This is a genomic window from Enterococcus rivorum (assembly GCF_001742285.1).
Lineage (GTDB): Bacteria > Bacillota > Bacilli > Lactobacillales > Enterococcaceae > Enterococcus_L > Enterococcus_L rivorum.
On sequence record NZ_MIEK01000015.1, the window covers coordinates 23,455 to 36,550 of the forward strand.

Below are 13,096 nucleotides of genomic sequence, written 5' to 3' on the forward strand. Positions count from 1 at the left end.
ACAACTGCTTTTTTAGCTTTAAAGTCATTCAAAAAATTCCTTATAGAAGGACGCATCTTCCAAGATTCTTATTCTAACACAGTTCTGGTTGTTTTTATGATACGATTTTTGTGTTAGGGTTTTGACGATCTTATAAAACGCTTTCGACAAGGTTCACACATCACAGATAAACAATGCTTTCGCGCAAAGCTCTTCTCGCAGAAAGACACTGTCGTACTTAAATTGTATATTAGCAAAAAAAGAACCAGATTAAAATCTGATTCTCTGTTCTTCTTATTCTTCTATCGCTTCATTTTCAAAAACTAATTGGTTGTTCAATAAACTGATAGTAACTTTTGTTTTCGGCATAATTCTTCCAGAAACAATTTCTTTTGCTAATGGGGTTTCCACTTCTTTTGTAATAAAACGTTTCAAAGGTCGTGCGCCATAAGCAGGTTCATAAGCACTTTCAGCAATCCATGTTTTCGCTTCATCGGAGATAACCAGTTGAATCTCTTGTTGTTCTAGTCGTTTAGCAAGATAAGCAGTCATTTTCTCAATGATACCTTTCACATTTTCCAAGCTTAATGGTGTAAATAAGATCGTATCATCAATTCTATTCAGAAATTCTGGTTTAAAGTTGCCTTTTAGTATTGTCATCACTTGCTCTTCTATTTCTTCCGGAATCGTTCCTTCAGCAGTGACACCTTCCAATAATAATTGTGAACCAATATTACTGGTCATAATTAAAACTGTGTTTTTAAAATCAACAACTCGACCTTTAGAATCTGTCAAGCGACCGTCATCTAAAACTTGTAATAAAATATTGAAAACATCTGGATGGGCTTTTTCGATTTCATCAAGCAAAACAATTGTATAAGGATTTCTTCGAACGGATTCTGTTAGCTGTCCACCCTCTTCATAACCTACATAGCCTGGAGGTGCACCTACTAAGCGAGAAACACTATGTTTTTCCATATACTCACTCATATCAATCCGAACCATATGATCTTCTGAATCGAATAAATCTTCTGCCAAAGCTTTCGCTAATTCTGTTTTTCCAACACCAGTAGGTCCTAAGAACAAAAATGAACCTAGCGGGCGATCAGGGTCTTGCAAGCCAGCTCTAGAACGAATAACAGCATCACTTACAGCATCCACCGCTTCATCTTGTCCAATTACCCGTTTATGAAGGGTTTCGTTCAATTTCATTAATTTCTCTCGTTCCCCTTCAACAAGTTTTGTCACAGGAATACCCGTTAGACGACCGACCACTACGGCGATTTCGTTTTCAGTAACAGACTCCTGAACCATCTTGCTATTTTCGGAATTGTTTTTTGCTTCTAAAACTTGTAATTCCTTCTCTAATTCAGGAATAGTTCCGTGACGAAGAACAGCAGCTCGCTCTAAGTCATAATTGTTTTCAGCATCTTCCAGTTCGTGTTTCGCTTTGTCTATTTCAGCACGCTTGTTGCTAACGGCATTGACTTCTTCTTTCTCTGTTTCCCATTGCATTTTCATGGCATTGGTTTCTTCACGAAGTTCAGCTAGTTCTTCTTGTAAGATGCCTAACCGTTTTTTACTCGCATCGTCAGATTCCTTTTTCAATGCTGCTTCTTCAATTTCCAATTGCATTAAGCGACGAGTCACTTGATCTAATTCAGTTGGCATAGAATTCATTTCTACTCGAATCGTGGCACTAGCTTCATCCACTAAATCAATTGCTTTATCTGGTAAAAAACGATCTGTAATGTAACGATCAGATAGTGTTGCCGCAGCAACTAGCGCATTATCATGAATATTCACACTATGATGGATTTCAAAGCGCTCTTTTAATCCACGCAAAATACTAATGGTGTCTTCTACTGATGGCTCTTTGACTAAAACTCTTTGAAAACGACGTTCCAAGGCTTTATCTTTTTCCATGTATTGTTGATATTCATCTAGTGTTGTTGCACCAATTAAATGCAATTCACCTCTAGCTAACATTGGTTTAAGTAGGTTGCCCGCATCCATGCTACCTTCTGTTTTTCCAGCACCTACAATGTTATGAATTTCATCAATGAACAAAATAATTCGGCCATCGCTTTTTTTCACTTCTTTTAAAACAGCTTTTAATCGCTCTTCAAACTCTCCTCGGAATTTTGCCCCGGCAATCAGAGCCCCCATATCTAAGGAGAAGATTGTTTTATCTTTTAAGTTTTCTGGTACATCTCTCTTGACGATTCGTTGGGCTAACCCTTCTATGATGGCCGTTTTACCTACACCAGGTTCCCCAATTAATACTGGGTTATTTTTAGTTTTACGAGAAAGAATCCGAATCACATCACGAATTTCTTCATCTCTACCAATAATCGGGTCTTGATTGCCACTTTTTACCTGTTGAACCAAATCCACACCGTATTTTTCTAACGCTTCGTATTGCTCTTCTTGATTTTGAGAAGTCACACGATCCCCTCCTCTCATTGCTTCGATATTCTGTCTTAGTTCCTTTTCATTTATTCCCTGACTAACTAAATATTTTGTCAAACGATAATTTTTTAACTTCATTAGACCTAAAAGAACAATTTCTGTTGATAAGAATTCATCGTGAAAAGATTCTCTTAATTTGTCTGCTTCATTTAGCAAATTAAATAAATTTTGACTCATACTTCTTCCATATTGGATGTTTTCTCCTTGAATGCTTGGGTACTCATCCAACGCTTTATCGATTTCTCTTTCAAAAGCTTCAACATCTACGCCAGCATCTGTATAAAAGTTACGACCAAAATGATTCGGTTGCAAAAATATTTTCCATAAGTGAGCAATATCAATTTCTTGATGGCGACGGGTCACAGCAATTTTTTGTGCCTCAGCAATTGCTTCTTGCAAAGTTGTTGTCATTTTTTCGATATTCATATTCATATCTCCCTTTCTAATCTCTAACGAAAAACCAACCCATAAGTTAGTTTTATTATAATTCTTTGTCTCTCTATTTTAAAGAACTAGCTTTTTTTACGATCTCTTCTATTCTGTAATTATAAGGCGTTTATTCAACCTTATAGTCAAATTATACTCTTTTGGTCAGTAAAGGTCAAACGATAAATCATCACTTTGTAAAAAAAATAAACATAGCTCATCCAACTAGACTAGCTACGTTTATTTTATGAAAATACTCTTATAAAAGATCTCCAAACCGCTTCACATAAATAGTTTTTACAACCATTACTAACAATAAATATGCAATAATTGTTAGTCCTAACCAAGCAAAGTAAACCAATGGTAATGGTGCTAAACCTAAATTTTGACCAAAGGAAGTAAATGGTAAAATAGTTCCCACGCCAATACCTATTGAAGTAATCGTTGTTAGAACAAATGACGCACGACTTTGTAGAAAAGGAATTTTCGGTGTACGTAAGGTATGAATAACTAAAGTTTGAGACCATAGAGATTCGACAAACCAGCCTGCATGGAAAATTGCAATGAACATTGCTTGTTCCGCAGGGCCCAAGTCATGATAGCTTCCCCCCATAATTTGAGGACAAATGATAAAGTACATTAACAAATAGGTCGTAATATCAAATACTGAGCTAGTCGGTCCTAACCAACGCATAAATGAACCAATTCTTGAAGCATCCCATTTTTTGGGTTGTTCTAAATAGTCACTATCCATATTATCCCAAGGAATAGACATACAAGAAATATCGTAAATCAAGTTCAAGAAAAGTAGCTGAATCGGGAACATTGGTAAAAATGGTAAGAAAATGCTCGCAACAACTACAGAAAACATATTTCCAAAGTTTGAACTTGCTGTCATTTTTACATATTTCATAATATTCCCAAATGTAGTTCGACCAGATAATAAGCCTCGCTCTAAAACCATCAAATCTTTTTCTAAAAGAATAACATCCGCTGATTCTTTGGCAATATCAACTGCTGTATCTACTGAAATGCCTACATCCGCTTCTTTCATTGCAGGAGCATCGTTGATCCCATCCCCCATAAAACCAACTGTATGTCCAGCGTTTCTTAAGACTTTGACTAAACGTGTTTTTTGTTGAGGATTTAGTTTGACAAAAATGTTATATCGTTCTGCAACTGTTTTTAATTCTGCATCATTCATTTTAGCCATTTCGCTGCCTGTAACCAATTCTTCATTTTCTAAGCCTACTTGCTTACAAACAGATTTTGTTACTAAAGCGTTGTCTCCAGTCAAAACTTTTACAGCAACACCATGTTTTTTCAACGCTTCAATGGCTGATTGTGTTGTTTCTTTTGGTGGGTCTAAAAATGCTAGGTAGCCAATTAGAACCATTTCACTTTCATCTGATACTGAAAATTCTCCCACAACACTAGGATTTGTTTTTTGAGACACTGCTAACACACGCAATCCATCTTCGTTCAAGTCTTCTACTGTTTTCAAGATTGTTTTTCTTAGTTCGTCGGTTAATGGAATAACCGCCCCTTGATAATCAACAAAACTAGATATTTCAAGCATTTCTTCTACTGCGCCTTTAGTAATCAATTGCGTTTTTCCAGTAGTATCTTCGATTACTACACTCATACGGCGACGTTGGAAGTCAAAAGGAATTTCATCTACTTTTGTGTAGGCAGAGGAATCGATGTTTAATTCTTCTTTTGCAGCATCAATAATAGCAACATCCATTAAATTTTTCAGTCCTGTTTGATAATAGCTATTGAAAAAAGCGTGTCTAAGCACTCGCTTGTCTTCGTTTCCATCACAATCTAAATGATACTCCAAAATTATTTTATCTTGCGTTAAAGTTCCTGTTTTATCTGTACATAAAATATCAATCGCGCCAAAATTTTGAATAGAATTCAAGTTTTTAATGATTGTACCTTTTTTTGCCATTGCGGAAGCCCCTTTTACAAGGTTCGTTGTTACAATCATAGGTAACATTTCTGGCGTTAACCCCACCGCAACAGACAATCCAAATAAGAATGCTTCAAACCAATCTCCTTTCGTTAATCCATTAATTAGGAAAACGGCAGGTGCCATCACCATCATAAAACGAATCAACAACCAAGAAGTTTTACTAATTCCTACTTCAAAGCTTGTTTGAGGGCTAATCGCAACGACATCTTTTGCTACTTTCCCAAAAAGAGTGCCATCACCAACTGAAATGACAACTCCTAAAGCACTTCCACTAATGACATTACTTCCCATAAAGACAATATTTTCATATTCTGTTTCACTACTAGTAGGATTCACATCATAATCAGCTTTCTTTTCAACTGGATAGCTTTCCCCAGTCATTGCCGCTTGCGAGACAAATAAATCTTTTGTTTGGGTTAAGCGAATATCAGCTGGAATCATGTCGCCTGCTGACAATTTCACAATATCGCCACAAACAACTTCTTCCATCGGGAGTTCCATTTCTTTTTTTCTACGAATGACAGTTGCTGTAACTTTTACCATGTTATTTAATTTTTCTGCCGCTTGACTAGAGCGCACGGATTGCACTAAGGTCATGGTACCGCTAATTAGAACCATTGAAAGAATAATAATAACTCCGATTAAATCACGTTCTTCGGGTGCTGCAATCATATAATCTGTAATAAATGAAATCACTGCTAAAGCAATCAAAACAATTGTAAACGGTGTGATATAGGCTTTCAATACTTCGATAATAAAAGGTGTTTTTTCACCTTTAGAAATAATATTTTCTCCATATTCTTCTCTTGAAAGAACTGCCTGTTGATTCGTCAATCCTTTTTGCGACGTTTTAAATGTGGTAAAAATATCTTCCACTGAATTTCTTGCGAAGAATTCATAATTTTTGTTGTTCGTTTGTTTCAATACTGATTTTTTTTCCATTTTTTTCGCCTTCTTTCCAAAAAAACTTTGTCCATAAAATAAGGAATAAAGTGAAGAAGCAACCATTGTCTATTGATAGTCTTCTCCCTTTATTGATATTTGGTGGGCCTATGAAAAGAAGGGGTAATCGTTAAACGAGCGCTATTTATCGTTAATTAGAAACAAATAAACAATAATAATAGATTCATTTTCTTGGATTGCATCTTCTACTGGGCATAGGCCCTTAATCTTCAGACTACTGTCGTCCATTTGTTTCCATCTCCTTTAACATTTATGCAGGTAGCAATTCTTTTAACGATTCAATGACTACTGCTTTTTCATATTTTTTTAACAATACTTTCCCATCGTAATAGGATTGGCCTACACTATCATAGCCAAATTTTTCATAAAATCCCCAAGCTTGACTTCTTCCAGTTAAATAGATGGTGCTAAATCCTAATTTTCTGGCAAGTTCTTCAGCAAAAAATAATAGTTCTTTCCCTAATCCATTACCTTGATAACTTTCATCAATCGCCACTTGCTTCACTTGAACGGTACTGGAATTTTTTTTAGATAGCATCAACGTACCAATAACAACTGAATCAATCTCTGCTACAATGTGTAAATCATTTTTTTCATCCTTTGGAAGTCTTCGAATACATGGTTTCTCTGCACTAAGTTTAAGATATTTGTTTCTCAAATTAATTCCTTGCCAGTACTGTTTACTATTCCAAGTAGTCGTTTTAATTGTCACTGTTTTACCATATTGATTCCCCCATTCTTTAAATAAGTTACTGACTTTTTGCATCCTCAAAAAATTTTTCAAGAAAACCAGTAAATAAATTCTTGTTTTTGGCTAAACACAATAAAAAACCTTCCGCCGAAAACTCAGCGAAAGGTCAAATAAGCACATTAAAAAAAACTCTTATGATCTAATCGTTGAGTTTTGGCACTATACAACGTAAAAAGCATAAAAGCTTTTAGCTACCTTATGAAAAGCCTTGTAATCGACAATCCCTGTTCTACCCATTGGCGTCTCTCGACATTTTTGGGCAGTAGCCTGTGTTTGTATAGGAGCCTCACCTAACAAATCTTTATTCAATTTTCTTACATGTGAACTATACCATCATCTGAAAGGACTTGTCAACCCCTCCATTATTTTTTATGAAAATCAGATAAAATAACAAAAAATGGCAACCCGTATATGGGATAACCATTTTCAAGTTATTTATCTTTAGATTATTTTTTCAATAGATGTAATACTATTACCTGGTATTTGTGGCGGAATAGACATTGTCATGATTGATAATCCTTGTAAGGAAAATTGAATTGTATCCCCTTTTAGTAATTGATTTTCATCCAGACCTTTAGGGAACACTTCTTTTGGCGCGTTTAAAATAACACCATCTGTCTCCATCATGCCAATAATTTTTTCAGGATCGTCAACAGCTTCAACTTTTTCTAAAACTAAACGAACCGTTTTACTATCATCGTCATTCATTTTGGCATCTTCGGCTAATGTGCCTGAAAAAATCGATGTCTTCATTTCCTTCTCCTTAATTTTTCCTTCACTTGAATTAGTAGAAGAGTTTGTTACCTTAGATACTTCAGCTTTTTCTGTGGTTTTAGAATTTGAACCACAGGCCCCTAGAATAAATAAGCTTGTAGTTAATAGTAAAATCATTTTTGTTTTTTTCATCTTTTTCCTCCTAAATAACCTAAAATATATTACTTATTCATAGTCTTCCATATTACGAAATGCCTGCACTAGAAAATCTATTGATTTTTGACTCTCATTATCCTTTTGTTTTCCTTGACCAAAAATCAAACGAACATTCAAATGATCTATATTGGGCGTAGAAAGTAACTTTTGAGAAAGACTCTCACTTATTTGTCCTTTGGAAGTGATTTGCGATAATTCCTCAGAAAAAGATAAGATTCCCCATGTAGGAAAAACAGAATCTAGCAAATAGGTTAGTTCCCCTTGTTTGGTTCTTTCTGCAATGGTTTCATTTACTAGTCTGAAAAGTATTTCAAGCTCTTCTTCACTGGCTGTATTTTTCAAATGATTCCAATCATGAAACCTAATAACCATCGTATAAAGTGGTACTTTTAACCGCGCAGAAGTTTCAGAGCAAAATTTAAAGTCTTGATCATACATTTGGATTGTTCTAAGAAACATCTCAGATTCTTTTGCATTTAAACGTTCAATTCCATTTTTAAGTAACGTATTCTCCTTTTTAACCGACCGAACTGGATAAATAATAAAACAAGTGCTGACGAAGAATAATAGGGAGATCACTAATAAAAAAAGAGAGCTAAGTGAAAATTGTCTATAAAACACATACTCATAAGAAATATAACAAAGCTGTATGAAACTTAAAAGTAACATACCAACTAAACCGTAAGCTATTTTAGTAAAATACGTAATCAGGATTACAATGAAAACAGCAAACAAAAAGAAGAAATGTATCAACAGAAAAGATGAATTTAGGCTTAAGAAAATAGCCGTACATGCAATAAATGAAATAATCAATATCAAGAAAGAATTAAACAAGCTCATCGCATATCTATCATTCATAAATTATCTTCCTCCTTGTTTATTTATTTTCAAAAAAACGTTATTTAATCTAAAACAATTCCTTATGAATTTTTCTCACAAAAATATTTTTTCTATAATTGTTAGTTTACATTCATTTATCTATTTTCGCAAATTTTTGCCTGTAAAAAAAGTAAAAATATATAGAATTAAATGAATATATTTCAGCAATACTATTAAAAAGTATTTTTATAAATAAAACTTAATTAATAAATGCAACAGAAAATAAACTGAGAAGGATACTAAAAAAGTAACCTTCTCTGTTTATTTATTTACCCATTACGTCTGTCATTTCCACTCATTGTTATTTCTTTAGAAAGGTAACGAACCCGTTCCATAATTCTTTTAGCTTTTAATGGCTCTTGTTCTCCTCTTTGGGTAACCGTTAAATGTGATTCTAAAGCCTTCATATCAAGATTGGATGAGAAGAATGTTACTAACTGTTCTTGCATTCTGTATTGCAAAATGACACTAAGTACATCATCCCGAATCCAGCTAGTCATTGATTCAGCGCCTAAATCATCAATCATTAAAACGGGGGACTTTTTGACAGCATCTAGTTTTTCTCCTACTAGATCTTTGGCTATTGCTTGTTTCATTTCTACAGTAAAAGTAGGAAAATGAACGATTGTTGTGATAAAACCATCTTTAGCTAATTCATTAGCAATGGCTCCTAATAGAAAAGATTTCCCAACACCAAAGGTCCCTTGTAAATAAAGTCCTTTATGAAAGTTCTTTGGATTACTTACGTATGAATCAACTAAACTTGTCGCCTCAGTCAAAGCTTCCAATCTGCCTCTTGAAGATAAATCAAATTTATCGAAGCTTGCTTCTCTAATATCTTTAGGCATAGTCATAGCCTTAACTCGTTTGCGTATTTCATCTTCTTTTTGTTTTGCAACTAAGGCTTCTGTCGGAATATAGGTGACATCAATATAATGGAAATTCAAGGCTAATTTAGGTTCATATCCAGGGGCTATCATTGTTGGGTCTTTCAACTGAAATTTTCTTTTTTCTTGGACAAACTCATACAATTTTGCATAACTTTTCCTGATGTCTTCTTCTGTTAAACGTTCTCGGTGTTCCTCAATAAACTGTTGAACATCTTCATCTTGCATCACAGCTTCTACTAACTGATTAAAACGCTCATTCAGCTGTTTTTTCTGGATTATTTTTGACATCTCTTTTCCCACATCTTCCATTAATTGTCACCTCGTCTCTTTAAAAATTTTTCCATTTCTTTATCTAGTTTTTCTTGTTCTTCAATTGAGAGCTTTTCTTCGGCCACAGGATTATTCACCCAATCCGGTAAAACTTCTTGGCGAATCGGTTTTCCATTATTATATTTAGAGCGATTTTGTTTCTTTTCTTTTCCTTGTTTTGCTAAATCTCTTACGTGAGAGATGGCTTTTTCAGGAGAAAAAATTTTACTTTGCGCCCATTCATTGGCTATTCTGTTAACATAATCGGCTTTTAAAGTCGGTTGTTTTTGAATATTATAAACATAATTAATTAATATATTTATAACACTATTTGGCAATCCTGACTTACTTACTAAATATTTCACTAGTGATCTTTCTTGCGGGGTGATATAGCCTCCACGACCTGCTTTTAATGCTTCTAAATAATTCAGAGGGAAATTATTCTCACTATCCATAATCATTTGAATATCTTGTTCAGAAAAACCTTCCAATTTTAACGAGTTGTGACGATAGGTCTGTTGGTCTTGCTCACTTAAATTTACTTTTTCATTTCTAATTGGTGTTGCATTTGTCTGTTTCTTATCAGGGTCTTTTGCTAAATAGATGCTCCGTTCAAAATCCTTGACAACAATTTGATTCGTATAGTAATCAAACGATTTAGAAGCAAAATCAATCATGTCTAATTCATTAATGCCAAATAAGTTATGAAAAATGTAAATTTCTTCTTTAAATCCTTCTTCATTTGCCGGTAATTTTATTCCTAGACGTTCAATTCCTGAAATAAAATAATCCCAGTCAAAAGTTTCACTGACTGCTGTAATCTTCGTTGCTGGTCTTGAATCATGAAAAGAATTTTCGATGTTATTTAACATTTCACTGTGAGAAATGATTTGCTCTTCTTTAAACAGATAGACATCTTTAAAGCCAACTGAAATATTTTCATATCCAGATAAATTAACAAATTTAGGCTTAAACCGATTAAACAGTTTGTCTAGTTTTCTCTGCCCAATGATATTTAATAAAGTTAAAGTTAAGACTTCATCTTTAAAAAAATGTTCCGCTGATTCTGGATGATTTAATCGATAAATGTAGACATTTCCAAGTTCACTGTCTGTTTTTACAAAAGTTTCCAGTAGCCCGATCCCTTCAAGTTTTAATCGAGCTTTTTCTAATTGTTGGATGCTTAAATCTAGCATTGTAATTAAATCAGCATGAAATAAAGAATCGCTCATCCCGGAAGCATCTATTTCAGACAAGAGCGTTAAATAAAGACTAAAGGCATTTGCCCCTACAATTGGCTGGTAAAGAAAGGTCAGCACTTCTTGCTCTTGGTTTGATAAAGGATTATTAATCACTGCTTTGAATATATTTTTAGGTTGGATTTCTTTCCGTATGTCTTTCAAGGAAAGACCTCCTTATTGATTTGTTGCATCATTCTTAGCTTTTTCAACAATATCTTGTAATTCTTTCAAAAATACACTCATATCTTTGAACTGGCGATAGACACTTGCAAAACGAATATAAGCAATTTCATCTAAATTTACTAAATCTTCCATAACGTACTCGCCAATTAAATTGGTGGATATTTCATTTTCTCCCAAGCTACGAACACGGTTTTCCACATTATCAACGATTTGAACCATCTGTTCCATCGTAACGGGTCTTTTTTCCGCTGATCGGATCAATCCACGAAGAATTTTTTCGCGATTAAATTCTTCACGCTCACCTGTTTTCTTGATAACAAGTAATGGAGCGGCTTCGATTCTTTCAAATGTTGTAAAGCGATAATTGCAACTTTCGCATTCTCTACGACGACGAATCGCACGGCCATCATCGGCTTGGCGACTATCAATGACTCTTGAATTGTTATGATGACATCTTGGACAACGCATGGTGTTCACCTCATCTATCTTAATATGATTTTTACTATGTTAATATATGGTACAATTATAACATGAATTTGTTGAGATACCATCTATCTGCTGGTAACTTATTCGGTATTTTTCAAAAAAGAATCTATCCAGCTCAAGACTTGGGTTCTGGTTTCGGCCAGTGTTCCCTGGTTATCAAAAACAATATCTGCTTTCTTTTTCTTCTCCTCAATGGACCACTGGCTTTTAATTCTGCTGAAAGCCTCTTCCTTGGTTAACTGATTCCTTGCCATCAAACGTTTTAATTGAAGCGTTTCTGGAATGTAGACCACAGCGACTTTATCCACTAAAGACTCATAATGATATTCATAAAGCAATGGAATATCAGCAATCACTAATTGATTGCGCTTTTTCTCTTGTTCTATTTTCTTGATTATTTCGGTTCGAATGAAGGGGCCTAAGGTACTATCCAATTGTTTACGTTTATTGTCATCTGAGAAAATAATGGCTCCTAATTTCTTCCGATTCAACTGTCCGTTTTCCAAAAGAATTTCTGTACCAAACTTCTCAACAATAGCTACTAAACCTTCTTTCCCCGGTTCAACTACTTCTCTAGCAATAACATCTCCATCAACAATAGGGTAGCCTCGTTCTTTAAAAATATTTACTACGGTTGTTTTTCCTGTCGCAATGCCTCCAGTAAGGCCTAACACTTTTCCCATTAGCCTTTCCTCACTTTTACTTTTTGACACTTCGGACAAAAATGAGTCCCTCTCTGAGCAACTTTTATCTTTTTAATAGGTGTACCGCAGCGCTCGCAAGGTTTATCTGTTTGTCCATAAGCATGTAAAGAAATTTGAAACTTGCCTGCTTCTCCAAGTGCATTTAAGTAAGTCCGAATCGTCGTTCCGCCAGCTTCAACTGCTCTAGCTAGAACATCAATAATTGCATAATACAACTCTTCAACTTCTTTTGGTTTAAGTGTATTGGCTGGTTGTTCAGGATGGATCTTCGCTTCCCACAATGCTTCATCTACATAAATATTCCCTAACCCAGTAACTAGTTTTTGATCTAACAATAGCGGTTTAATAGCTTTATGGTGTTTTTTTAAGCCTTTTTGAAAAGCAGCGAGTTTGAACTGTGAAGGGATTGGTTCTGGCCCTAAAGCTAAGATTCCTTTATAGTTCGCCCCTTGGTCTTTCTCTACTAATACCATTCGACCAAATTTTCGTACATCTAAATAACGTAAGTCACTACCATCTGTAAATGAAAAAATAACATGTGTATGCTTCGCTATCGGCTCATCACTTTGGTTTATCTCGTATTTCCCTTCCATTCTAAGATGGGAAATCAAATCATAATTTGTTAATTTAAAAATCAAAAATTTACCCCTTCGTTCCATCTTTTCAATGGTTTGTCCAAGTAATTTTTCTGCAAATAGTTCTGCTTCTGGTCGTTCGATAATTCTAGGCCATAAGATAGTAACTTTTTCTATTTTTTTCCCAACAACTAATTTTTCTAAACCCTTGCGAACCGTCTCAACTTCTGGTAATTCAGGCATGATAGTTCCCTCCTTTTTTATCGATTAGCTGTGCCTATTTCTTTAAGAGTCAATAAAGCTAGAGAAAAGCGATAAGCACTTTCCTCC

General features: G+C 34.6%; 10 protein-coding genes and 1 riboswitch. All 10 genes read right to left on the bottom strand.

Annotation, left to right across the window (positions count from 1 at the left end):
- Positions 1-273 precede the first annotated feature (273 nt).
- Positions 274-2,877, bottom strand: coding sequence for an ATP-dependent chaperone ClpB (clpB, locus tag BCR26_RS06850; RefSeq protein WP_069698238.1), 2,604 nt, complete (start codon positions 2,875-2,877; stop codon positions 274-276).
- 259 nt (positions 2,878-3,136) lie between these two features.
- Positions 3,137-5,797, bottom strand: coding sequence for a magnesium-translocating P-type ATPase (gene mgtA, locus BCR26_RS06855; protein WP_069698260.1), 2,661 nt, complete (start codon positions 5,795-5,797; stop codon positions 3,137-3,139).
- 271 nt (positions 5,798-6,068) lie between these two features.
- Entirely contained in the window at positions 6,069-6,584 is a 516-nt protein-coding gene (locus BCR26_RS06860; protein ID WP_084387051.1) for a GNAT family N-acetyltransferase, read from the bottom strand.
- 116 nt (positions 6,585-6,700) lie between these two features.
- Positions 6,701-6,874: riboswitch (M-box (ykoK) riboswitch) on the bottom strand.
- 136 nt (positions 6,875-7,010) lie between these two features.
- On the bottom strand, positions 7,011-7,475 hold the full coding sequence (locus BCR26_RS06865) for a hypothetical protein (protein ID WP_069698239.1): 465 nt from the start codon (positions 7,473-7,475) through the stop codon (positions 7,011-7,013).
- Between the two features lie 33 nt (positions 7,476-7,508).
- Positions 7,509-8,357 (bottom strand): hypothetical protein, encoded by an 849-nt coding sequence (locus BCR26_RS06870; protein ID WP_069698240.1) that lies wholly within the window; start codon positions 8,355-8,357, stop codon positions 7,509-7,511.
- A 290-nt stretch (positions 8,358-8,647) separates the two neighbouring features.
- Positions 8,648-9,577, bottom strand: a complete 930-nt coding sequence (gene dnaI / locus BCR26_RS06875; RefSeq protein ID WP_069698241.1) for a primosomal protein DnaI — start codon at positions 9,575-9,577, stop codon at positions 8,648-8,650.
- On the bottom strand, positions 9,577-10,980 hold the full coding sequence (locus tag BCR26_RS06880; RefSeq protein ID WP_069698242.1) for a replication initiation and membrane attachment family protein: 1,404 nt from the start codon (positions 10,978-10,980) through the stop codon (positions 9,577-9,579). Before BCR26_RS06880 ends, dnaI begins: the two co-directional genes overlap by 1 nt.
- A 12-nt stretch (positions 10,981-10,992) precedes the next feature.
- Positions 10,993-11,469, bottom strand: coding sequence for a transcriptional regulator NrdR (nrdR, locus tag BCR26_RS06885; protein ID WP_069698243.1), 477 nt, complete (start codon positions 11,467-11,469; stop codon positions 10,993-10,995).
- A 98-nt stretch (positions 11,470-11,567) separates the two neighbouring features.
- Positions 11,568-12,170, bottom strand: coding sequence for a dephospho-CoA kinase (gene coaE, locus BCR26_RS06890; protein ID WP_069698244.1), 603 nt, complete (start codon positions 12,168-12,170; stop codon positions 11,568-11,570).
- On the bottom strand, positions 12,170-13,009 hold the full coding sequence (gene mutM / locus BCR26_RS06895; RefSeq protein WP_069698245.1) for a DNA-formamidopyrimidine glycosylase: 840 nt from the start codon (positions 13,007-13,009) through the stop codon (positions 12,170-12,172). Before mutM ends, coaE begins: the two co-directional genes overlap by 1 nt.
- Positions 13,010-13,096: the final 87 nt, after the last annotated feature.